Origin of the sequence: Roseburia sp. TF10-5 (assembly GCF_003462365.1) — a bacterium.
In the GTDB taxonomy this organism is placed as follows: Bacteria; Bacillota; Clostridia; order Lachnospirales; family Lachnospiraceae; genus Roseburia; species Roseburia faecis.
Genome location: NZ_QTYW01000014.1, coordinates 1 through 24,296 on the forward strand (window position 1 = coordinate 1; position 24,296 = coordinate 24,296).

At 42.7% G+C, this 24,296-nt stretch carries 23 protein-coding genes and 1 other annotated feature; of the genes, 21 read left to right on the forward strand and 2 right to left on the reverse strand.

Annotated features, from left to right (window positions below; all coding sequences use genetic code 11):
- From DXD06_RS12025 to DXD06_RS12065, 10 genes are all read left to right on the forward strand, one after another.
- Positions 1–188 (forward strand): nucleotidyltransferase substrate binding protein (locus DXD06_RS12025; protein WP_243001059.1); only part of this gene is annotated, 188 nt, incomplete at its 5' end.
- A gap of 3 nt (positions 189–191) precedes the next feature.
- Entirely contained in the window at positions 192–347 is a 156-nt protein-coding gene (locus DXD06_RS17145) for a hypothetical protein (RefSeq protein ID WP_158569530.1), read from the forward strand.
- A gap of 112 nt (positions 348–459) precedes the next feature.
- A complete protein-coding gene (locus DXD06_RS12030) occupies positions 460–2,127 on the forward strand; it encodes an AAA family ATPase (protein WP_117832090.1) in 1,668 nt (555 codons plus the stop codon).
- A gap of 286 nt (positions 2,128–2,413) precedes the next feature.
- Positions 2,414–3,193 carry a P-loop ATPase, Sll1717 family gene (locus tag DXD06_RS12035; protein ID WP_442969668.1) on the forward strand — a complete coding sequence of 260 codons (780 nt, stop codon included), beginning with the start codon at positions 2,414–2,416 and terminating at the stop codon, positions 3,191–3,193.
- Between the two features lie 383 nt (positions 3,194–3,576).
- Entirely contained in the window at positions 3,577–4,014 is a 438-nt protein-coding gene (locus tag DXD06_RS12040; protein WP_117832094.1) for a DUF4869 domain-containing protein, read from the forward strand.
- Between the two features lie 9 nt (positions 4,015–4,023).
- Positions 4,024–5,025, forward strand: coding sequence for a hypothetical protein (locus DXD06_RS12045; protein WP_147343629.1), 1,002 nt, complete (start codon positions 4,024–4,026; stop codon positions 5,023–5,025).
- A gap of 63 nt (positions 5,026–5,088) precedes the next feature.
- On the forward strand, positions 5,089–5,907 hold the full coding sequence (locus DXD06_RS12050; RefSeq protein WP_117832099.1) for a DUF6612 family protein: 819 nt from the start codon (positions 5,089–5,091) through the stop codon (positions 5,905–5,907).
- Positions 5,908–6,266: 359 nt separating this feature from the next.
- The gene (locus tag DXD06_RS12055; RefSeq protein WP_022045724.1) at positions 6,267–6,674 is read left to right on the forward strand and encodes a BlaI/MecI/CopY family transcriptional regulator; all 408 of its coding nucleotides are present in this window, start codon (positions 6,267–6,269) and stop codon (positions 6,672–6,674) included.
- Positions 6,675–6,784: 110 nt separating this feature from the next.
- Positions 6,785–7,828, forward strand: a complete 1,044-nt coding sequence (locus tag DXD06_RS12060) for a M56 family metallopeptidase (protein ID WP_158569531.1) — start codon at positions 6,785–6,787, stop codon at positions 7,826–7,828.
- A gap of 1 nt (position 7,829) precedes the next feature.
- The gene (locus DXD06_RS12065) at positions 7,830–8,084 is read left to right on the forward strand and encodes a hypothetical protein (RefSeq protein WP_117832102.1); all 255 of its coding nucleotides are present in this window, start codon (positions 7,830–7,832) and stop codon (positions 8,082–8,084) included.
- Between the two features lie 60 nt (positions 8,085–8,144).
- Here the strand turns inward: DXD06_RS12065 and DXD06_RS12070 are convergent, their stop codons facing one another.
- Complete coding sequence (locus DXD06_RS12070; protein WP_117832104.1) at positions 8,145–9,191, reverse strand: glycosyltransferase family 2 protein; 1,047 nt, start codon at positions 9,189–9,191, stop codon at positions 8,145–8,147.
- Positions 9,192–9,344: 153 nt separating this feature from the next.
- Between DXD06_RS12070 and DXD06_RS12075 the strand changes: the two genes are divergently transcribed.
- Complete coding sequence (locus DXD06_RS12075; protein ID WP_158569532.1) at positions 9,345–9,848, forward strand: VanZ family protein; 504 nt, start codon at positions 9,345–9,347, stop codon at positions 9,846–9,848.
- On the forward strand, positions 9,845–10,963 hold the full coding sequence (glf, locus tag DXD06_RS12080) for a UDP-galactopyranose mutase (protein ID WP_117832108.1): 1,119 nt from the start codon (positions 9,845–9,847) through the stop codon (positions 10,961–10,963). Before DXD06_RS12075 ends, glf begins: the two co-directional genes overlap by 4 nt.
- 62 nt (positions 10,964–11,025) lie before the next feature.
- On the opposite strand, the gene fliD is transcribed toward glf, so the two are convergent.
- Positions 11,026–12,324: a flagellar filament capping protein FliD gene (gene fliD / locus DXD06_RS12085; RefSeq protein ID WP_117832110.1), complete on the reverse strand. Its 1,299-nt coding sequence runs from the start codon at positions 12,322–12,324 to the stop codon at positions 11,026–11,028.
- Between the two features lie 335 nt (positions 12,325–12,659).
- Between fliD and rpmG the strand changes: the two genes are divergently transcribed.
- The 9 genes from rpmG to rpoC all read left to right on the forward strand — a co-directional run bounded on the left by rpmG (position 12,660) and on the right by rpoC (position 24,125).
- Positions 12,660–12,809, forward strand: coding sequence for a 50S ribosomal protein L33 (gene rpmG / locus DXD06_RS12090; RefSeq protein WP_055068799.1), 150 nt, complete (start codon positions 12,660–12,662; stop codon positions 12,807–12,809).
- Positions 12,810–12,835: 26 nt separating this feature from the next.
- The gene (gene secE / locus DXD06_RS12095; protein WP_022044852.1) at positions 12,836–13,051 is read left to right on the forward strand and encodes a preprotein translocase subunit SecE; all 216 of its coding nucleotides are present in this window, start codon (positions 12,836–12,838) and stop codon (positions 13,049–13,051) included.
- 17 nt (positions 13,052–13,068) lie between these two features.
- A complete protein-coding gene (nusG, locus tag DXD06_RS12100) occupies positions 13,069–13,587 on the forward strand; it encodes a transcription termination/antitermination protein NusG (RefSeq protein ID WP_022044851.1) in 519 nt (172 codons plus the stop codon).
- Between the two features lie 13 nt (positions 13,588–13,600).
- Complete coding sequence (rplK, locus tag DXD06_RS12105; RefSeq protein WP_055068800.1) at positions 13,601–14,026, forward strand: 50S ribosomal protein L11; 426 nt, start codon at positions 13,601–13,603, stop codon at positions 14,024–14,026.
- A 73-nt stretch (positions 14,027–14,099) separates the two neighbouring features.
- Positions 14,100–14,795, forward strand: coding sequence for a 50S ribosomal protein L1 (gene rplA / locus DXD06_RS12110; protein ID WP_022044849.1), 696 nt, complete (start codon positions 14,100–14,102; stop codon positions 14,793–14,795).
- A 116-nt stretch (positions 14,796–14,911) separates the two neighbouring features.
- Positions 14,912–15,064, forward strand: a sequence feature (ribosomal protein L10 leader region).
- Between the two features lie 39 nt (positions 15,065–15,103).
- Positions 15,104–15,643 carry a 50S ribosomal protein L10 gene (rplJ, locus tag DXD06_RS12115; protein ID WP_022044848.1) on the forward strand — a complete coding sequence of 180 codons (540 nt, stop codon included), beginning with the start codon at positions 15,104–15,106 and terminating at the stop codon, positions 15,641–15,643.
- Positions 15,644–15,678: 35 nt separating this feature from the next.
- Positions 15,679–16,053 (forward strand): 50S ribosomal protein L7/L12, encoded by a 375-nt coding sequence (gene rplL / locus DXD06_RS12120; RefSeq protein WP_117832112.1) that lies wholly within the window; start codon positions 15,679–15,681, stop codon positions 16,051–16,053.
- 238 nt (positions 16,054–16,291) lie between these two features.
- Positions 16,292–20,230 carry a DNA-directed RNA polymerase subunit beta gene (gene rpoB / locus DXD06_RS12125; RefSeq protein WP_055068801.1) on the forward strand — a complete coding sequence of 1,313 codons (3,939 nt, stop codon included), beginning with the start codon at positions 16,292–16,294 and terminating at the stop codon, positions 20,228–20,230.
- Between the two features lie 19 nt (positions 20,231–20,249).
- Entirely contained in the window at positions 20,250–24,125 is a 3,876-nt protein-coding gene (gene rpoC, locus DXD06_RS12130; RefSeq protein WP_117832114.1) for a DNA-directed RNA polymerase subunit beta', read from the forward strand.
- The last annotated feature ends 171 nt before the right edge of the window (positions 24,126–24,296 follow it).

Below are 24,296 nucleotides of genomic sequence, written 5' to 3' on the forward strand. Positions count from 1 at the left end.
TGTGGTTGGAAATGCTGCGGGCACGGAATCAACTGGCTCATGATTATGATGGCAAATTAGCAAAGAAATATTTTGAGCGGATTACGGTGGAGTTCTATCCGCTATTTGTCAAACTTCAGGAGCGGGTCAAAAAGTATTATGAAGAGCCTTGTCTGCGGGAAACAATGACTTTTTACACAAAGGGTTGATCGATGCGAAAGTATGTATATTTATTTGAAGCTGGCGATGTGATGCACTTATCACAGAATGTGGTAGAATCCTTTATTGACCGCATCGAGGTTTTCAACGATGAGCGTGTGAAAATTCGTTTTACATTTGAAGATGTGCTGGCAGACTATGCCGAATGAGTCGTAGCCAGAATCAATGCAGTAAGCAGAGTTTTTTGTAAGAACATGAGATTCATGGTATCATAGAAGCAATAAAAAGTCTGTGTGTGGCTACGCGAAAGGAGCAGCAGAGATGAAAAAATTGAACATCCCAGTTGGTATTTCGGACTTTGAGAAGATTCGGAAAGGTGGGTTTTATTATATTGACAAATCTGGCCTGATTACGGAAATTTTGGACGAAAAAGCAGAAGTGACACTTATCACTCGACCACGGCGTTTCGGCAAGACGCTTGGCATGAGTATGCTGGAAAGTTTCTTCGACATCCGTAAAAACAGCAAAGAATTGTTTGAGAGACTGGAAATTGCGGAGCATCAGGCATTATGTGATGAGTGGATGAATCAGTATCCTACAGTCTTTATTTCATTCCGGCAGGTAGACGGTCTGGATTTCACTGGGGCATACGATATGCTCACAATGGTGATAGCGGATTTGTACAACAAACATCTTTATTTGCTTGATAGTAAAAGTGCTACAGAATTCCAAAAAACAGCGTTTGAGCATCTTGCACATGGCAATGGTTCTATAAAAGAAGTTAAGAACAGCCTTATGCTTTTGACAACGATGATGCAGAGCTATTATGCAAAGCCTGTAATTCTTCTTATAGACGAGTATGATGTCCCTGTAGCAAAAGCGAATAACAACGGTTATTATAATGAAATGGTCGATGTTATGAAAGGCTTGATGCAGGCCCTAAAAGACAATCAAGCACTTCAGTTTGCAGTTGTTACGGGGTGCTTAAAGATTGCGAAAGAAAGCATTTTTACGGGAACAAATAATTTTGTATCGGATACGATCACAAATTCTCGTCTGAACGAGTATTTCGGATTTGTACAGAGTGAGGTTGACCTGCTGCTAAAGGATGCTGACTTGACAACGCAGGCTGAGAGCATCAAGAAATGGTATGATGGATACCATTTCGGAGCCTTTGATGTTTACTGCCCGTGGGATGTAATGAATTATTTGCTGGAACTGCAGCGCAATCCGAAAGCTAAGCCTATCAGCTACTGGAAGAACACCAGCGACAATGCAATCATCCGTTCCTTTATTGACTATGCGGGGAGTACCATCACAAATAAACTTGAAATCCTGATGGCTGGTGGCTGCATCGTTCAGCGTGTGGATGAAAACCTGACCTATGATTATCTACATTCCTCAGAAGACAATCTTTGGAGTACGCTGTACCTGACAGGGTACTTAACCAAGGCGCGTGAAGAAGATTATAAGGGTGAGTTGCCGGATGGCATGGTTGCCCTTATGATTCCGAATGCAGAAATCAAAGAGATTTTTGAAACAACAGTCATCAAATGGTTCGATGACAGTACGAAGAAGTGGAATCGAAATGCTTTGTTTGATGCAGTCTGGAACGGTGACAGCGAAGGCATTACCAAGGAAATGAATGCTCTGCTCCGGCGCACCATAAGCTACCATGACTACCGGGAAGACTTCTATCATGCTTTCCTTGCGGGCATCTTCACAGGTGCCGGATATATGGTGGATTCCAATAAGGAGCATGGAGAAGGCCGAAGTGATGTGGTCGTTTACGATTCCATCAATGCCCGCGTTGCAATCTTTGAAGCAAAGTACACGAAAGTTTTGGAAAATCTGGAAAGTGAATGCGATATAGCCTTGCAGCAAATGGATGATCGGATGTATGCAAAGGAGTATGAGGATGATTACGATCAGATTCTTTGCTACGGTATTTCGTTCTTTAAAAAACGTTGCATGGTAAAGAAAAAGTGATTCACAGCAAATCTTAACTTGAATTCTGTATTATAACTTAAAATGAGTTAAAATACAGAAAAAGAATTATAAGAGAAGCTCGCATAAACCACAGACAGCACCCAAGATGATTCGAGGGTGCGTCTGCAGCTTATGCGGGCCGTTTTATTTTGTGCTTTTTACTGCAAAATAATGTTAAACTCCAAGGCTGACAAGAGAAATCGATAATGCACAGTATTTTGATTGTCTGGTGGGATTGGTGAATGCTGTGTTGGAAATGAATTAATCTTTCCTGAAAGAAAAAAATATTAAGGTTATGTTGTTGATCAGACCTGATATTATGTATAAAATGCCAGTTCATAATATGAATCAGAAACTTCGGAATAATGCTGTTTTATTGAATTGGGTGACAACATATCGTAAGTATGTTGATTCCAAACTGTTTAAGATTGCGGATGATTATTTTATGAAACAGCAGGATCAGCAGTATTTATTGGGACAAAGTTGGAATCATTATTTTCCGTATAAGATACAAGCACCATGGAAGCAGCCGGATAATCTTTTTATAGAATTTTTAAGGTATTCGCTGTACAAACCAAGAGACATACTCACCATGTTGAATGAAATGGTGGATGCATGCAATGGAGATATATTTAAGCATGCGGATTTTGAAGATATGCTGACAAATTATTCCGTATATTTAAAAGGCGAATTGAAGGATTGTATGTTAATTTATATGGAAGACAGTGATTACAGTAATTTTATTTTATTCTTTGATTATTTTCAGGGACATAAAAACTTTGATTATGCTTTTTTTGAAACAAAACATTTAGAGTATGTACGATATTTGAAGGCGTTGGAGCGCAAGATTCCTCCGTTTATGGAAACCGCAAGTGAAGCTCTGCAGTTATTATATGATACTAATATTATTTGTTATAAAACGGTAGAAACGCTTCCAAATGGCAGAAAGAAAAATAAGATGTTCTGGTCATACAAAGAACGTAATTATGCCAATATACAGCCGGAAGTAAAAAAGGGTGGAAAATATGCGTTCCATCTTGCCTATGCGAAGGCGTTTCGGTTATAGAAGCTGCATGCGAAAACAGAAATATGTTTTGATAAGAATATCGAAGCAACAGAATACGTGCTGCAGATCATTCTCATCAAAGCGAAGCGGGAAAGAGAGAAAATAAGGTATTGGCAGATGGAGTGAAGCATTTCAAGGAGACAAAAGGTGGGAGAAAGCTTATGTGTGAGGCAGTAGATATGCACAGGAAGTTCACATATATGAGAGCCTCGACAAATAGAAGATTGTTTTCAGGGCAGGGATTCGTATCACTGTTTAAAACAAAATTGTATTTTTAATAGGAATCCGTTATACTATATGCAAAGTATAACGGATTTTTATTAATCAATAAAACCAATAACATTTCATTCGTGAAATCGTATAGGATGAATTAGGAGATAATTATGTTAACAATCGTTTATGGAGAGGTTGATGGGGCAATCAATGACCCAGACACCTATTTTAATCATACCTATTCTCAAAAATGGTTTGAGGACCCTTTTGTTAAGGAGATGATCCGGGCGGTAGACAAGTCGGAGGTATTGTCATCCCATGCAATTGAAAGTCCTGTTCTTGGAATTATTCCGACATCGAAATTGTCTGGTGGGGTAAAGGCACTTATCCTTGTTTATAAAAAGCCGGAGTTGTTGATAGATTGTACTGCATGTGGTGAAAATTGTGCCGAATGGATTCTTAGGATTGCGGAAAAACAGGATACTTTGATCAATCTGAATTATTTTATGGATTTTCCGGAACCGTTTGAACTTAAAATAAAAAATACAGGTGCTGTTTGTCGCAATTCAAAAGAGTTGTATCGTAATTCTATTCATTTTGTGAGGTGAGCAGATGATATGGTAGGGAAACATAGAGTTCAAATTGGTGACAATACAGTCAGATATGACTTTGTGGTATCGCGAAATATTACCATTATACGTGGGGATAGCGGAACTGGAAAGACGACTTTGTATAATCTTATACAGGAAATGAACCAGAAGAAAAACAGTGGGATTACATGGAATTGTGACTGTGACTGTTATGCATTGACAGATTTTGACTGGGAGGATGTTATTGAAAGACATCCGAAATCCATTATTTTTGTAGATGAAAATTTCAGTTCAATGAGGAGCGAAAAATTTGCGTCTATTGTGAATTCAGCGGATAATTATTTTGTTTTGATTACACGCGCATATCTTCCAATGCTGGCATACAGTATTAAAGAAGTATATAGTATGCATGTATCAGGAAAATATGCTACGTTAAATAATGAGTATGAGATAACTGTCAATGAACTTCAGAATGTATATAGTTCGACATTAAGTTATCCGCCCCGGCTTATTACGCCGGATTACGTGCTGTGTGAGGATTCTAATTCAGGGTTGGAGATGTTTCATGCTTTAGCTGAAAAAGTTTCAGCAGAATGTCATAGCGCACATGGAAAATCCAACATTCCAGAAAAGGTACTTGATTTTGAGGAAAATAAGACGTATCTCATAATTGTAGATGGAGCGGCATATGGACCGGAGATGGGAGCTACGGTCAGGTACATCGAAGATCATTTTAACTGCTATCTGTATGCTCCGGAATCTTTTGAATGGCTGTTGCTGAAAGTTATGTTTTCAAAAGATCCAATGATTTATCGTATCCTGAAAAATCCAAGTGACTATACAGAGAGCACAAAATACCTGAGCTGGGAGAGGTATTTTACGCATGTACTGGAAGAACATACGAAGGGGACAGAACTGGAATATCACAAGAAAAAATTAAACAAACAGTATCTTTATGCCAGAGCGATGAAAATATTATCAAAGTTTTTACTGGACAGTAATATTAATTTTGACAGGTGCATGGTATAGGAAAAAAGGATGAGATAAAACCAGCGTCTAGGCTCGACACATAAAGAAAGGAGAACGAAAACGATGAAAGCATTAAAAAAACAACAAATTGCGGTCATTTTGGTACTGTCTGTCATACTCAGCACATTTGCAGCTGTTACACCTGTAAGTGCGGCGACGCTGTCTGCACAGCAGTATTTGGAAAAGATGGATATAGCAGTACGAAACTTAAAATCATATGATTTTACGCAGACAACCGATCAGAAGATGACAATGGAAGGGCAGATCATTCAAAATAAGACGGTGGTAAAGCAAAGCGTATACAACAGTCCTCTGAAGGTAAAAAGCGTAACAGATACAACCACAGTACTTGCAGGAATGAGTTCTAAGAACCAGGCGGTTGCCTATCTGACAAAAGATGCGGATGGATTGCTGTGGGAGTACATTTCTTCCAATGGTTCCGGATATCAGAAAACAGGGATTTTAAACTATACCAATCAGATCAAAGGTATGGATATTTCCATGTATTCGGATGCAAAAATTGTGAAAAAGAAAATAAAAGTCAACCGGATCAATACCGTTCAGATTTCGGCGCAGGTAAAGGGCTCCGATGTGGTGAAATTTTTGGACCAGATGGGAATGAGCAAAGAGATCAATGCGGCAGCTGCTGTGGATTACAATACGTTGCCGGCAATCAAAGTGACCTGTTGGATCGATAAAAAAACCTGTCGTCCAGTCAGAACCACGGCGGATATGAAAGCGTTTATGAACGGGTATATGTCGGCGCTGTATCAGAAGCTGGGACAGGATCTGAAACTTGTTTATTCGCAGGCAAAAGCAACGGTAACCTATAAAAATTTTAATAAGGCTGCAACATTTACAATACCGAAGGAATGCAGATAAAGATACCACATTTTCAAAGATGACAACAACAGTTACTACGGATACAAATAAAATAATATATACGGCAAAGGTTCCGAAAGACGCTACATCTGCACGGTAAGTATTCGGTTGGAACATACACCTATCAAAAATAAATGTTTCTGAGAAGAGAGAATGGCTGTTTGTGAAAACGGCTATTCTTTTTTTATCTAAAATGGCATATTTCTTGTCAGAAGCAATTGAAATTATAATTCAAATATGATAGGATAAAGTAGGCTGTCTAGTGTAGAAAAGACACGTAAGGCAGAGTTGGTGATATATGTAATGTCAGAGAATGATAGTTACTACATATAAAATTATAAAACTACGGAGGAAGAAACATGAAGAACAAAGATTATTTAACAGTAAGACAGGAAGAATTAATGAATTTTCTGTGGAAGGTCAATGAGCCGCTGACTGCCAACGAGATGGCAGAGCGCCTGGCAGAAGACGGATGGAACAATGTTACATTGTTTAAGACCGTTCAGTCTCTGACAACGGATGGCTATCTGGAAGTTGTAGGACTTGAGAAAACCGTCAAGACTTATGCACGTAAACTCGCTCCGTCTATGTCAAAAGATGATTATTATGCATCTGTATTGATTAAGCGTGGAATTGACAGCAGTTCTATTGCGAACATTACAGCTGCTCTGATCGGAGCAAAAGATAAGCAGGCAAAAGAAAAAAATGCAGAGGTTATTGCAAAGTTAGAGGAGATTATTGATACTCTGAAAAATGATGAGGAATAAGAATGCAAATAACAATATTTTCGGTTTGGATGACGTTCGTTTGGTGTAACATTTTTATTGTACTGTGCTACATTCTCAGAAAACGATCGGTTCTGCTGAATTTATCCAGTATGACAGGAATCATCATTTTATATTTGTTTTGTCTGATCAGGCTTGCCGTCCCGGTGGAATTGCCATGGACGAAAGTGGTATCCGGAGGCAGCCTGTATAATTTCCTGTATCAGATATTCGGGTGTGAAATAACCTGTGTGGCAGGACACGAAATCTATGTCTATCATGTATTTGTGGTGGCATGGGGAGTGGTCATGGCAGTTCTTCTGACGCGGTATCTGATACAGTATCACAGAGTTGTGTCGTATTTTTCAGAGATGGAAAAAACGGAAGATACAGAATTAAATAATATTTTAGATGAAATTTGTACGGATAAAGAAAAGCGGAACATTAAGATCGTACAGACAGCAGCGGTAGAAGTACCGTGTTGTATTGGGATTTTTGAGAAACGGATATTGATTCCGGACAAAAAATATTCGCGTGAAGAATTGCATTATATTATTCTACATGAATATACACATTTGGATAATAAGGATATACTGACGATACAGCTGATCAACATTCTGTGTATCGTGTTCTGGTGGAACCCGTTTGTGTATATTTTAAAAGGAGATATGTATCAGAGTATTGAGATCCGTTGTGACCAGACGGTTACAAAGAAACTCAAATCGGCAGAGCGGGGTAACTATCTGACGGTGATATTAAAAGAGTATAAGGCAAGTGTGCAGGAAAAAGAATTTCGAAAACCTGCAGGAGCCATGCCATTGTGTGAAGATCATTCGGATCATCTGATCGAACGATTTCGTCTGGTCGCGGAGGGAAAGCAAAGTAGTTCGCGTATTGGAAGAATTCTCGTTCCGGTGATTGCGGTTGCACTGCTGGTGCTTTCGTATTCACTTATCCTTCAGCCGAGGTATGAGGAACCAGAGAATTCGTATGATCTGCCAAATGATAGTTGTAAAGAAATAAATGGGCAGAATTCATATCTGTATGAAATAGATGGAAAGTATTATCTTCATTATGAAAGGGGAGATGTCCCAATTGATAAGAAGAGTATGGAGCTTTTTAAAAAGGCGGGTTTAAAATTTGAAGGAGGAAACTAGCATGAAAAAGAAGTTTTTAATTGCTGTAGCGATTTGTGCATCATTATTTGTTGTTGCGCCTAGTGTAAGTGTAAGTGCGGCAGAAGTTGAACCAGAAGTACAGGTTCAGAGTGAAAAGAGCAATATAGGTGTTGCACCATGTGCGGATGAGATCGTGATGAAATTCCGCATTATCAATGGGAAAAAGTTACAGTATCGACGTTGGAACCAGACCAGAGGATACTGGGTGGATAAGCATTGGATTGATATGAATTAACCAAAGAATTTGCCGGTGCAGCTGCACCGGCATTTTTTTTATAAATTATTCTTTCGCAAATTATAATTCTTCCGGCAGTTCCCACGCCTGTGCCTGTTGTTCATATTCCGAAGCACGGGAGAGAAGATCCCCGGCAGAGCATGGATCACAGAGTTCATTTTCTGCCAGCGTGCGGTAACATTCCGCCAGTTGAAGCAATGCTTTTTTCCCTGAAATTTCAATATCCAGAACAGGCTGTGTCTCAAATGCAGCATTGTAAAACCACAGAGAAGCTTCCTGGGGATTCTGCCGTTCCCGGTAGTATTGTCCGAGCTCATAACAGATTTCGGAGCAGGAAGAACTGCACATATCTTTCAGACAGATCGAAAAGAAATCATCCACAGAATTTTGGATACGGGCAGCGTGTGCCAGAATACACGCGGATTCTGCATCAGCGTGTGCTTCATAGTGTAACGAAAAATAATCCGCAGCGCGCAGAAAATCTTCCTCATCCCCACATTTATAAAGCTCTCTTGCATACATGCGCGTGATTTTTTCCGAGAGGACACGATTTTCACGAAATGCTTTTTCAAACATGGCAAAATCCCGTTTGGCATGCATGACATGTGGGCGGTGCAGAATATCAATATCACTGTCATAGATAACGGGATCGGTGCGGATCGTTTCGTGAACCGGATCAACCCATGAAAACGTGCGCAGGCGTTTAAAAAGTTTTGGCCGTGGTTCTTTCTTACAGTTCTGCACGGTGTTGAAATCCGGTGGGGTGATATAGTTCATCTGAACAATTTCAATTTCCGGAAGAAGAGCACCTTTTAACCGGAGAAAACGTCTTTGATTTTCCAGATCAAGGTATTCGTCCGCATCCGGACAGTAGATGTAATCCATGGTTGCAAGCGAAAACGCATAATTTCTTGCGGCGGAGAAATCATCACACCAGGTAAAATCATAGATCCGGTTGGTGTATTGTGCGGCGATTTCTTTGGTGCGATCTGTGGAGCCGGTATCAACGATGATGATTTCGTCCATCATGGAAGCAACGGAATCCAGGCATCTTGCCAGAACCGGTTCTTCATTTTTGACAATCATACATAAACTTATTGTGATCATAATAACAGATGGTCCTTCCGAGGTTTTTCTTTTATATTACACTATCCTGCAACAGTTTTACATAGAAATAAAGAAATATACTTGTATCTTTTTTGAACCATGGCTATAATAAAATTTATGTGGTGTGAAATTATAAAACAAATTTTGGCAGATATGCGGCAGCCACTTCAATATGTGCCATGGGCACTGGTTATTGTGGTACTTGGGCTGGTTGTAACAATTGTACTTTCTGAAAAAAAGGATGGAAAAAAAGCATCCGTCCGGTTTTTTCGTATACTTTTTGCGATTTATATACTTGTGGTGATACAGATTACTTTTTTTTCCAGAGAACCCGGTTCCAGAAATGGGTGCATGAATCTGGAACTGTTTTCCACGTGGGGATACAGCGTGGTTACCCATGCATTTTTTATTGAAAATATTCTTATGACAGTGCCTTTCGGAATTCTGGCACCGCTTTGTTTTCGCCGGCTGCGGCCGATGTGGAAATGTGTTGTACTCGGAGGTGTCTGTTCGGTTCTGACGGAACTGAGCCAGTACGTGACGAAACGCGGGTATTGTGAAGTAGATGATATGCTGACCAACACCATAGGTGTTTTATGTGGTTGCATTTTGTTATGGCTGATTGAACTGATAATAAAACAAAGGAGAAAGAAATGAAGTATGATTATCTGGTGGTAGGAGCGGGATTATATGGCTCCGTATTTGCTCACGAGGCAGCAACAAGGGGGAAAAGGGTTCTGGTTGTCGATAAACGTCCGAATATTGCCGGAAATGTTTATACGGAGGACATTGAGGGAATCCATGTGCACAAGTATGGTGCACATATTTTACATACCAACAATAAAAAGGTGTGGGATTACATTACAAAATTTGCGGAATTTAACCGCTTTACGAATTCACCGGTAGCAAATTACAAAGGGGAACTATACTCGCTTCCGTTTAATATGTACACCTTTAATAAGATGTGGGGGGTGGTGACACCGGAGGAAGCAGCGGCGAAAATTGAGGAGCAGAAAAAAGCCGCAGGCATTACAGAACCGAAAAATCTCGAGGAACAGGCGATCAGTCTTGTGGGAACCGATATTTACGAGAAACTGATCAAAGGATATACACAGAAACAGTGGGGGCGTAAGTGCACGGATCTGCCTGCTTTTATTATCAAGCGCCTTCCGGTGCGCCTGACGTTTGATAACAATTATTTTAATGCGCTGTATCAGGGAATTCCGATGGGCGGTTACACAAAGATGGTTGAGCATCTGCTGGAGGGAATCGAAGTCCGGCTTGGGATTGATTATCTGGAGCAGAAAGAGGAACTGAAGGCTCTGGCTGAGAAAACGGTATATACGGGAGCGATAGATGCGTATTTTGATTATTCGCTCGGCGCGTTGGAATATCGTTCCGTGCGGTTTGAAACAGAACTTCTGGATACTCCGAATTTCCAGGGAAATGCAGCAGTCAATTATACGGATGCCCAGACGCCGTGGACACGTATCATTGAACACAAATGGTTTGAATTCGGCAAGGATGATGAGGGACATGATTTACCGAAGACTGTAATTTCGAGGGAGTACAGTTCGGAGTGGAAACCGGGGGATGAACCGTACTATCCGGTAAACGATGAAAAGAACGGAGTTCTTTATCAGAAATATAAAGAACTTGCGGAAAAGGAAAAAAATGTAATTTTCGGGGGAAGACTCGGAGAGTATAAGTATTATGATATGGACGCTGTGATTGCTTCTGCACTGGAAATGTGCGAAAAAGAACTGGGATAGGCTTCTAGAAAGATACAAAAAAGAGCATTCGCTGTATGGTTACAGCTGGAATGCTCTTTTTGTTATACATATTTGTCCAGCATCATTCCGGAATAGATGGATGTGATGTATGGGGTTGCAAAGTTGTGACCGGGATTTTTATAGGCCACGACTATCTTGTTGACATAGTTCATCGGATTGATGGAGATATTTTCCGCTTCTTTTCCGATGGAATCCCGAAATTGGGATAAAGTTTCAAATGTATTCTGATCACGTTCCGGAACAACTGCTTCACGGAGCGCTTCTTTATCAATAGAGATGGAGCCGTTCTCGTTCGTGACCAGACCGATGTCCTGTAAAGAACTCCGGCTTGAACCGGATATGGAAAGAATCTCTGTCTGAAGTTTGTTTCCGGCACTGGCATTGGTGTCTGCATACACGGCTGCGGTGGAGAGTATGGAATTATAGGCATCCACCAGAGACTGGATATTGTCCGCAATTGCATCCGCATCTGTTTTAAATCCAATGTTTACTTTCTCACCATCGGTTGGCTGATGTAAGGTCAGTTCAAATACCTGATTGATGGAAAATGTGTTGGTCAGGGAAGAGTGGCTTGTGCCATTCAGCGTAAAGGTGGAACTCTGTGCCGGGGATGTGATACGGTCAATTCCCAGCTGATCCATGATTTCCGTGGAACCCGTGCTGGCATCCGGTGCAATGGAAAAAAGTTCGGTTTCGTTTTCTGCCAGACCGGTCTGTATGGAAGTCAGTTTCAGCGCACTCGAACCGTTTCCATCGGACAGTATTTCGGCGGTAATTCCAAGACTGGAGGAGTTGACAAGCCTGGCCAGCTTGTCCAGCACATCCAGATTGGTTTCATCGGAATTGATATTATATTGAAATTCATATGCAGCACCGGGCGTATTCAGATCAAAAGAATATGCGCCGGGACGCATTGACAGCGTATTGTCTTTTAAAAAACGTCCCTGATTGACCTGGGGGGTGGCAAGCCGCTGCACTTCAATGTCAAAGTTATTGGTTTTACTTTCTTCACTTCCGTCGCCGATATAGGTCACACTGACTTTTTCGTCATCGGAAGACATGGCAACTTTCTTCTTAAAAGAATCCTCAAATGAACCATATTGGTCGGAAAGAGATGCCACAACGTTCTGAATGGAGCGCGCGTTTTCCTTGATGTCTATGGCATATTTTTTCGCATCGGTGAGATTCGGAATTTTATAAAGAGGCGAATCTTTATTTATTTTGACAATTTTATTATAAACTTTGCGCAGTTCACTTTTCTTGTGTGAATCATAACGTGAAACCGTTTTCTTGGCATACGTCGAGATATAATAAGCGTAAGCATTATCAATCCTTGCCATTGAGATTCCCCTCCTTTCTTCCCTGAATTGAGGATTGAGAGCAGGACAGTAACAGACCTGTTCTCCTGTGAGGTGCATATCCTTTGCACCAAAAAGATTCTACTTGAATAGTATATCGGCATCATACCGCATTTTCCATACCCTTGTATATGGTAAAATTTTACTAAAAATTCACAATTTGGCGTAAAAGCTGCAAAAAATCATAAAAACCATTGTAAAAGATGTTGACGGACATGGAAAATCATGATATAGTATGAAAGCTTGGAAGTAGGTCTTTTTTTTATGCCTTTTTTTAGGCGAGACAAAACACGAAAATTAAAACGGAGGTGGAAGTTGTGCGTACAAAGATTACATTAGCCTGCACAGAATGTCAGCGTCGTAATTACAACATGACAAAGGACAAGAAGACTCATCCGGACAGAATGGAAACCAAGAAGTACTGTAGATTCTGCAAGACTCATACAGTTCATAAGGAAACCAAATAGTCCGTACAGAGCAAAGGAGTTATGAAATGGGACAGACAGAAAACGTTGAAAAGGCTCCAAAGACAAGCTGGTTTGACGGTGTAAAGGCAGAGTTCAAAAAAATCATCTGGCCGGAACAGAAATCAGTTGTCAGACAGACCATTGCAGTGATTGTTACATCCGTTGTAGTCGGTCTTATTATTGCACTGCTGGATTGGGCAATTCAGCACGGTGTGAATTTCCTTGTTGGTTTGAAATTTTAACGGAGGCATAGTGATTTATGGCAGAGGCGAACTGGTATGTAGTTCATACCTATTCAGGTTATGAGAACAAAGTCAAAGCGAATATTGACAAGACAATTGAGAACAGACATCTGGAAGACCAGATTTTGGAGGTCCGTGTTCCTCTTGAGGAAGTGACAGAAGTTAAAAACGGAGTGAAAAAACAGGTTTCCAAGAAAATGTTCCCGGGCTATGTGCTGATTCATATGATTATGAATGACGATACATGGTATGTTGTCCGCAATACCCGTGGTGTGACAGGGTTCGTTGGACCGGGAAGCAAACCGGTGCCGCTCACAGATGCTGAAATGAGACCGCTCGGAATCAAGGCTGAAAACGTTGTGGTGGATTTCGCGGAAGGCGACATGATTGTTGTTATCGGCGGTGTCTGGAAAGATACCTGCGGTGTGATTACAGCGATGAACCATAACAAACAGACGGTTACGATCAATGTGGATCTGTTCGGTCGCGAAACACCGGTAGAAGTAAGTTTCGCAGATGTAAAGAAGATGAATTAAGGAGGCAATTCCAATGGCAAAGAAAGTTGAAGGATACATTAAGCTGCAGATTCCTGCTGGAAAGGCAACACCTGCTCCTCCAGTCGGACCGGCACTTGGACAGCACGGTGTAAACATCGTTGAGTTTACAAAGCAGTTTAATGCAAAGACAGCCGATCAGGGCGACTTAATTATCCCTGTAGTTATTACAGTATATGCAGACAGAAGCTTTAGCTTTATTACTAAAACTCCTCCTGCACCAGTACTGATCAAGAAAGCCTGCAAGATCAAGTCTGGTTCCGGTGAACCAAACAAGACAAAGGTTGCAAAGATTACAAAGGCACAGGTTCAGGAAATCGCTGAGCTGAAGATGCCTGACTTAAACGCTGCAAATATCGAAGCTGCCATGAGCATGATCGCTGGTACAGCAAGATCTATGGGTGTTGAAGTAGTAGACTAATCTAAGTTTAAGAAGAAATGTGGGAGGGTAATTAATTTCCCACCCGATATTACCACCAGGAGGTTTATATTTCATGAAAAGAGGAAAGAAATATCAGGACGCTGTAAAGGCATACGATAGAAGTGCTCAGTACGATGTTGCTGAAGCAATCGACCTCGTAAAGAAGAATGCCACAGCGAAATTTGATGAGACAATCGAACTTCATCTTAGAACGGGCTGTGATGGACGTCACGCAGAGCAGCAGATCCGTGGTGCGGTTGTACTGCCACACGGAACAGGTAAGACCGTTAAGGTATTGGTTTTCGCAAAGGGAACCAAGGTAGACGAGGCACAGGCAGCAGGAGCTGACTTCGTTGGAGGAGAGGAATTAATTCCGAAGATCCAGAACGAGGGATGGTTAGACTTCGATGTTGTAGTTGCTACACCGGATATGATGGGTGTTGTAGGACGTCTGGGACGTGTCCTTGGACCGAAGGGCTTAATGCCAAACCCAAAAGCTGGTACAGTTACCATGGATGTTACCAAAGCTGTTAATGACATCAAAGCCGGTAAGATTGAGTATCGTTTGGACAAGACAAATATTATCCACGTGCCAGTTGGAAAAGCTTCATTTACAAGTGAGCAGTTGAACGACAACTTCCAGTCTCTTATGGGCGCAATCAACAAGGCTAAGCCTTCAAGCTTAAAGGGTCAGTACATTAAGAGTGCTGTATTAACTTCTACAATGGGACCTGGCGTAAAGCTTAACGTTGTAAAGATTGCTCAGTAATAAAAAAATCAGAAGTCGGGAACCGGAAACGGTTCCTGATGAAATGATAAAATGTATGATCAGACTTACACAAGCAAAATGCGGAAAACACTTGACATCCGCATAAGAACATATTATAATAGCAAAGCATATTGCCGAAGACAGTAAGGTGCTATCGCATATTGCGACAGCGTAAAGGGAAATCCACCTACCGAGGGAATTTTTGATGATAATCGTCATAAAGAATGATACCCCTCTGCTGTAAGGCGGAGGGTTTTTATTATACCTCACGCTATATGCAAGAAATAAAATAAGGAGGTAAATGAATCGTGGCAAAGGTAGAATTAAAGCAGCCGATCGTTCAGGAGATTTCTGAAACAATTAAGGACGCGCAGTCACTTGTAGTAGTTGACTACCGTGGACTTACAGTTGCTGAGGATACACAGCTTCGTAAAAATTTAAGAGAAGCTGGCGTAACTTACAAAGTATACAAAAATACTTTAGTAAACCGCGCAATCGAGGGAACAGAGTTCGAGAGCTTAAAGGATGTCCTGGAAGGACCTAACGCATTTGCAGTATCTACAGAAGATGCTACAGCTCCAGCCAGAGTTCTGGCAGAGTTCGCAAAGAAGGCTCCAAGCCTTGAGATCAAGGCCGGCGTTGTAGAAGGAACATACTATGACGCAGAGGGAATGAAGCAGATCGCAAGTGTACCAAGCAGAGAAGTACTTCTTTCCAAATTACTTGGAAGCTTACAGTCACCTATTACAAATCTTGCTCGCGTTCTTAATCAGATCGCAGAGAAGGGTGGCGCAGCAGATGCAGCAGCAGACGCAGCACCGGCTGAGGAAGCACCAGCAGCAGAATAATTATTAAAAATAAAATTATAACGGAGGAAATAATCATGGCAAAGTTAACAACAGCAGAGTTTATCGATGCTATCAAAGAGTTAAGTGTATTAGAGTTAAATGACCTTGTAAAGGCATGTGAAGAAGAGTTCGGCGTATCTGCAGCAGCAGGCGTTGTAGTAGCAGCAGCAGGCGGAGACACAGCAGCAGCTGAAGAGAAGACTGAGTTCGACGTAGAGTTAACAGAAGTTGGACCGAACAAGGTTAAGGTTATCAAGGTTGTTCGTGAGATCACAGGTCTTGGACTGAAGGAAGCTAAGGACGCTGTTGATGGCGCACCTAAGGTAATCAAGGAGCAGGCTGACAAGGCATCTGCTGAAGACGCTAAGGCTAAACTTGAGGCTGAAGGAGCAAAGGTTACATTAAAGTAGTCTGTGCGTAAGCGACGAGAAACCAATAATAACCCGGCAGAGATGCTTGCATTTCTGTTGGGTTATTTTATTTAGCTGTATCCCCTCTCTCTATCTGAAAAAAGTTCTTAAAAATAATTCTTGCATTCCCCTTGATTTTGTTGTATAGTATAAGTTGCACTATTGTGGTGCACTAGGCATTTCCATGCTCTTTTTTAGGAAAAACTAGATTGAAATAAAAACGAGAGGTGAAACGTCAATGGAGAAAAACAGAATACGTCCAGTCAAGGCTGGAAAAGGCTTGCGTATGAGTTACTCAAGACAGAAAGAGGTTTTGCAGATGCCAAACCTGATCGAAGTCCAGAAGAATTCTTATCAGTGGTTCCTGGATGAAGGTTTAAAAGAAGCATTTGCAGATATCTCCCCGATCACGGATTACAGTGGTCATCTGAGTCTGGATTTCGTCGATTTTACACTGTGCGAAGACGATGTGAAATATACAATCCCGGAATGCAAAGAGAGAGATGCGACATATGCAGCACCTTTGAAAGTCAAGGTTAGACTTCATAACAAAGAGACAGATGAGATTAACGAACATGAAATTTTCATGGGTGATCTTCCTCTTATGACAGAGACAGGTACGTTCGTTATCAACGGTGCAGAACGTGTAATCGTCAGCCAGTTGGTTCGTTCCCCTGGTATCTATTACGGAATTGCTCATGATAAAGTGGGTAAAACTCTTTATTCATGTACTGTTATCCCGAACCGTGGTGCATGGCTCGAGTATGAGACTGACTCCAATGACGTTTTCAGTGTAAGAGTAGATAGAACCCGTAAAGTGCCGATTACCGTATTGCTTCGTGCACTTGGTGTAGGTACCAACCAGCAGATCATTGACATGTTCGGCGAGGAGCCAAAGATTCTGGCATCCCTGCAGAAGGACCCGGCGATCACAGAGCGTGAGCCACAGGGAAGTTTTGAGGCTGGTTTATTAGAGTTATATAAAAAGATCCGTCCGGGTGAGCCGCTTTCCGTAGAAAGTGCGGAGAGTCTGATCACTGCCATGTTCTTCGATCCGAGAAGATATGACCTGGCAAAAGTAGGACGTTACAAATTTAATAAGAAGCTTGCTTTAAAGAACCGTATCAACGGACAGGTTCTGGCAGAGGATGTACTGGATCCTTCTACCGGAGAAGTAATTGCAGAGGCAGGCACAACTGTTGACCGTGATCTGGCAGATCAGATTCAGAATGCTGCAGTTCCGGCACTCTGGATTCAGACAGAGACACGTAACGTAAAAGTTCTTTCTTCTATGATGGTAGATATCAGAAGCTGGATTCCTGAAATTGAGGACCCGAAGGCTATTGGTGTTACAGAACTGGTATATTATCCGGCTCTGCAGCAGATTATGGAAGAAAACGAGACATTGGAAGAGCGTATCGCTGCAATTAAGAGAGATATTGCAGACCTGATTCCAAAGCATATTACAAAAGAGGATATCTTCGCATCCATCAACTATAATATGCATCTGGAGTGGGGCATCGGAACAGATGACGATATTGACCACTTAGGAAACCGTCGTATCCGTGCTGTCGGTGAATTGTTACAGAACCAGTATCGTATCGGTCTTTCCCGTCTGGAAAGAGTGGTTCGTGAGCGCATGACAACTCAGGATCTTGAGGGAATTTCCCCACAGAGTCTGATCAACATCAAACCGGTTACGGCTGCGGTAAAAGAGTTCTTCGGCTCTTCCCAGCTGTCACAGTTTATGGATCAGAACAACCCACTGGGTGAGCTGACACATAAGAGACGTCTTTCTGCATTGGGACCTGGCGGTTTGTCCAGAGACCGTGCCGGATTCGAAGTACGAGATGTCCATTATTCCCATTATGGACGTATGTGCCCGATTGAGACGCCTGAAGGACCAAACATCGGTCTGATCAACTCTCTGGCATGCTACGCAAGAATTAACGAGTACGGATTTGTTGAGGCTCCGTACCGTAAGATTGATAAATCAGATAAAGACAATCCTCGTGTTACAGACGAAGTTGTATACATGACTGCGGATGAGGAAGATAATTACCATGTAGCGCAGGCGAACGAAAAACTGGATGAGGATGGACATTTTGTTCGTAATTCCGTATCCGGTCGTTACCGTGAAGAAACGCAGGAGTACGATAAGACTGCATTCGATTACATGGACGTATCTCCAAAGATGGTGTTCTCCGTTGCTACAGCACTGATTCCGTTCCTGCAGAACGATGATGCAAACCGAGCACTGATGGGATCTAACATGCAGCGTCAGGCAGTGCCGCTTCTTACCACCGAGGCACCTGTAGTAGGAACCGGTATGGAGACAAAGACAGCGGTCGATTCCGGTGTCTGTGTACTTGCAAAAGAAGCAGGTATCGTGGAGAGTTCTGAGTCTAATCGTATCGTAGTACGTGAGGAGGACGGAAATCGCAGAGAATATATTCTGACAAAGTTTGCACGAAGCAACCAGTCCAACTGCTACAACCAGAGACCAATCGTGTTCAAGGGACAGAAAGTAGCAAAGGGTGAGGTGATCGCTGATGGACCATCTACATCCAATGGTGAGCTGGCACTTGGAAAGAACCCGCTGATCGGCTTCATGACATGGGAAGGTTATAACTACGAGGATGCCGTTCTTTTGAGTGAGCGTCTGGTAGAGTATGATGTATATACTTCTGTCCATATTGAGGAATACGAAGTAGAGTCTCGTGATACAAAGCTCGGACCGGAAGAGATCACAAGAGATGTACCGGGTGTCGGTGATGATGCCTTAAAGGATCTTGACGAGCGCGGAATCATCCGTGTCGGTGCCGAAGTCCGTGCCGGAGACATTCTGGTAGGAAAGGTTACACCAAAGGGAGAGACAGAGCTTACCGCAGAAGAGAGACTGCTTCGTGCAATCTTCGGTGAAAAAGCGCGTGAGGTTCGTGACACTTCCCTGAAAGTGCCGCACGGTGCATATGGTATTGTTGTAGATGCCAAAGTATTTACCAGAGAAGATGGCGATGAGTTATCTCCTGGTGTAAATGAGTCTGTTCGTATTTACATTGCCCAGAAACGTAAGATTTCTGTTGGTGATAAGATGGCCGGACGTCATGGTAACAAGGGTGTCGTTTCCCGTGTATTACCTGTAGAAGATATGCCATATCTTCCAAATGGCCGTCCACTTGACATTGTATTAAATCCTCTGGGTGTGCCTTCCCGAATGAACATCGGACAGGTGCTGGAGATTCACTTAAGCCTTGCTGCGAAGGCACTTGGCTTTAATATCGAGACTCCGGTATTCGATGGCGCAAAAGAGATTGATATCCAGGATACACTGGAACTTGCAAATGACTATGTAAACATGCCGTTTGATGCAGAGGAAGCAGAAGACGGAGAAGAAAACTTCTACGATAAGTATAAAGATACTCTGAGAGAGGACGTTATGGATTATCTTTCAGAGAATCGTGCACACAGAAGTCTGTGGAAGGGTGTTCCGATTTCCCGTGACGGAAAGGTTCAGCTGCGTGACGGACGTACCGGAGAATACTTCGACGGAAAAGTCACAATCGGACACATGCATTATCTGAAACTGCATCATCTGGTTGATGATAAGATCCATGCACGTTCTACAGGTCCTTACTCCTTAGTTACACAGCAGCCGCTGGGAGGTAAAGCACAGTTCGGTGGCCAGCGATTCGGAGAGATGGAGGTATGGGCACTGGAAGCTTATGGTGCTGCATATACTCTGCAGGAGATCCTGACTGTTAAGTCCGATGATGTCGTAGGACGAGTAAAGACATACGAGGCTATTATCAAAGGCGAGAATATCCCTGAGCCGGGTGTTCCGGAATCTTTCAAGGTACTTTTGAAAGAGTTACAGTCTCTTGGTCTGGATGTCAAAGTGCTTGACGAAGACAGAAATGAAGTAGAACTCATTGAAACCAGTGAGTACGGAAATACCGATATCAATGCCATCATTGGAAATGACAGAGATGACAGAGATTATGCATTTGAAGACAGTGAGTCGTTTGAAAAACACGGATTTACCAAGCAGGAGTTCGATTCCGAGAATGAAGAGCTTGTCAATGTAGAACCGGAAAATGATAACGATGATGAAGATTTCGGCGATGCTGATGATCTCTTTGATGACGCAGAAGAAGTTCTTGATGATGAAGAGTAATTGGGAAGGAGTGTCATAAATGCCAGAAACAAATAAAAAGGACATGAATCAGGCAATGCAGTTTGATGCGATCCAGATTGGATTAGCATCACCTGAGAAGATCCGTGAGTGGTCTCATGGCGAAGTAAAAAAGCCGGAGACAATCAATTACAGAACCTTAAAGCCTGAGAAGGATGGTCTTTTCTGTGAGAAAATTTTTGGACCGCAGAAAGACTGGGAATGTCATTGTGGTAAATATAAAAAGATTCGTTATAAAGGTGTTGTCTGCGACCGCTGTGGTGTAGAAATTACAAAATCCAGTGTTCGTAGAGAGCGTATGGGACATATTGAGCTGGCAGCTCCGGTTTCCCATATCTGGTATTTCAAGGGAATTCCATCCCGTATGGGTCTGATCCTTGATTTATCTCCGCGTGTACTTGAGCGTGTGCTTTATTTCGCTTCTTATATTGTGCTTGATGCAGGAGATACTTCTCTTGCATACAAGCAGGTACTTTCTGAGGCAGAATATCAGGAAGCAAGAGAGCAGTACGGAAGTGCATTCCGTGTGGGCATGGGAGCAGAAGCCATCCATGAACTGCTTGCTGCGATTGATCTGGAAAAAGATTCTGCAGAGCTGAAAGCAGAGTTAGAGAATGCAACGGGACAGAAGCGTGCACGTATTATCAAGCGTCTGGAAGTTGTAGAAGCATTCCGTGAGTCCGGAAATAAGCCGGAGTGGATGATCATGACGGTTATCCCGGTTATTCCGCCGGATTTACGTCCGATGGTTCAGCTGGATGGTGGTCGTTTTGCAACATCTGATCTGAATGATCTGTATCGTAGAATTATTAACCGCAACAACCGTCTGAGAAGACTGCTTGATCTCGGTGCACCGGATATTATCGTGCGCAATGAGAAACGTATGTTACAGGAAGCGGTTGATGCCCTGATCGATAATGGCCGTCGTGGACGTCCGGTTACCGGTCCTGGAAACAGAGCACTGAAGTCTCTGTCTGATATGTTAAAGGGTAAGGGCGGACGTTTCCGTCAGAACCTGTTAGGAAAGCGAGTTGACTACTCCGGACGTTCCGTTATCTGTGTAGAGCCAAAACTTAAGATCTATCAGTGTGGTCTGCCAAAAGAGATGGCAATCGAGCTGTTTAAGCCGTTTGTTATGAAAGAACTGGCAGCTAAAGGGATTGCTCATAATATCAAGAGTGCCAAGAAAATGGTAGAAAGACTTCAGCCGGAGGTATGGGATGTGCTTGAAGAAGTAATCAAAGAGCATCCGGTTATGTTAAACCGTGCCCCTACACTGCACAGACTTGGTATTCAGGCGTTCGAGCCAATCCTTGTAGAAGGTAAGGCAATTAAGCTTCATCCGCTGGTATGTACCGCGTTCAACGCCGATTTCGACGGTGACCAGATGGCTGTGCATCTTCCTCTGTCCGTAGAAGCTCAGGCAGAATGCCGTTTTATGCTGTTATCACCAAACAACCTGCTGAAGCCGTCTGATGGTGGTCCGGTAGCCGTTCCTTCCCAGGATATGGTCCTCGGAGTATACTATCTGACTATGCACAAACTGGCAGATTACAAGGATAAAAAAGATGCAGTTGCTGTTTCCGATAAAGTGTATAACGATATTGAGGAATTAAAGAAAGCAACCACACCGGACCCGAAGACAGGAAAGAGTGAGATCGGATTGTATGATCTGATCTGGTTTGAAGATACAACAGACAATAACCGTCGGGTATTATGTAAGCCGATGGATCTGTTCGGATATCATTACGGAAGCATGAATCAGGCATTGCTTGCGTATGAGAATGGAGAGATTACACTTCATCAGAATATTTATGTATACCGTAAGGCAACTATGGCTGACGGAACAGAAGTATCCGGATTTATCAAGACAACACTTGGTCTTCTGATTTTCAATGAGATTATTCCTCAGGATCTGGGATTTGTAGACCGCAGTACCCCGGAGAATGCTTTGAAGCTGGAAATTGATTTCCATGTTGGAAAGAAACAGATCAAACAGATTCTGGAGAAGGTTATTAATATTCATGGTGCGACAAAGACTGCCGAAGTACTGGATGATGTCAAGGCAATGGGTTATGGATATTCCACAAGAGCTGCCATGACCGTATCAATTTCCGATATGACAGTGCCACCACAGAAGCCACAGATGATCGAGCAGGCACAGAATACGGTAGACCGGATCACACGTCAGTATAAGCGTGGTCTTATCACAGAAGAAGAGCGTTATAAGGAAGTTGTAGAGACCTGGAAAGAGACGGATGATGAGCTGACAACAGCACTTCTTACCGGACTTGACAAGTACAACAACATCTTCATGATGGCCGATTCCGGAGCCCGTGGTTCTGATAAACAGATCAAGCAGCTGGCCGGTATGCGTGGATTGATGGCCGATACAACCGGTAGAACCATCGAGCTGCCAATCAAGTCGAACTTCCGTGAAGGTCTGGACGTACTGGAGTACTTCATGTCAGCGCATGGAGCACGTAAAGGTCTGTCCGATACCGCACTTCGTACGGCCGATTCCGGATACCTGACCAGACGTCTGGTTGATGTATCCCAGCATATGATCGTTCGTGAGTCTGACTGTTGTGCAGGAACAAACCGTGAGATTCCGGGAATGATCGTTAAGGCATTTATGGAAGGCAAGGAGGAAATCGAAAGTCTGGAAGAACGTATTACCGGACGTTTCTCCTGTGAGACAATCTGTGACAAAGACGGAAACGTTATTGTTAAAGCAAACCATATGATTACACCTCGCCGTGCAGCGGATGTTGTGAATAAGGGTGTTGATGAGAACGGAAATCCGATCACTAGTGTGAAGATCCGTACTATTCTTACCTGCCGTTCCCACATGGGAGTCTGTGCGAAATGTTACGGTGCCAACATGGCAACCGGTCAGGCGGTACAGGTTGGTGAAGCAATTGGTATTATCGCCGCACAGTCCATCGGTGAGCCTGGTACACAGCTTACCATGAGAACATTCCATACCGGTGGTGTAGCCGGTAACGATATTACACAGGGTCTTCCTCGTGTAGAGGAAATTTTCGAGGCACGTAAGCCAAAGGGACTTGCAATTATTACAGAGTTCGGCGGCGTTGCTACCATTAAGGATACCAAGAAGAAGCGTGAAGTCATCGTTACAGATCCGGAATCCGGGGATACAAAGACTTACCTGATTCCTTATGGATCACGTATTAAGATCATGGATGGTGCCGTACTTGAAGCCGGTGATGAACTGACCGAAGGTTCTGTAAATCCACATGATATCTTAAAAATCAAAGGTGTGCGTGCCGTACAGGATTACATGCTTCGTGAAGTACAGCGTGTATATCGTCTGCAGGGTGTAGAAATCAACGATAAGCATATTGAGGTTATCGTTCGACAGATGTTACAGAAGATCCGCGTAGAAGAGAATGGAGATTCCGATCTTCTTCCGGGCAGCATGGTAGATTCTCTTGATTTCCTTGAACTGAACGAAAAGCTTGAGGAAGAAGGCAAGGAACAGGCAGTTGGTTCCCAGGTATTACTTGGTATCACAAAAGCATCCCTTGCAACAAATTCATTCCTGTCAGCTGCATCCTTCCAGGAGACCACGAAGGTCCTTACGGAAGCAGCAATCAAGGGCAAGATTGATCCGTTGATCGGTATGAAAGAGAACGTTATCATCGGTAAGCTGATTCCGGCAGGTACCGGTATGAAGAGATACCGCAATATCAAACTGGACAGTGATGTGAACGAAGAAGAAGAGTTCTCATTTGACGATCTGGAAGATTTCACTATGGATGAAGAAGAGGAAATGATCCCGACAGTAACCGTTCCGGATGGAACAGATCTGTCAGCCGTTTCCGGAACTGATGAGGATTCATCGGAAGAATAAATTACAGCACAGATAATAGAATCTGTGAAGATACAAAAGAGGGAGAGCAAATCTCCCTCTTTTTCATGTATTTTTCAAAAGTGGGTTGACAAGCACAACAGAAATTTATATAATATTTTAGCGTGCATTGTAGTATGATGCATGCTTGAAGAATAATACAGGAGGTGAAAA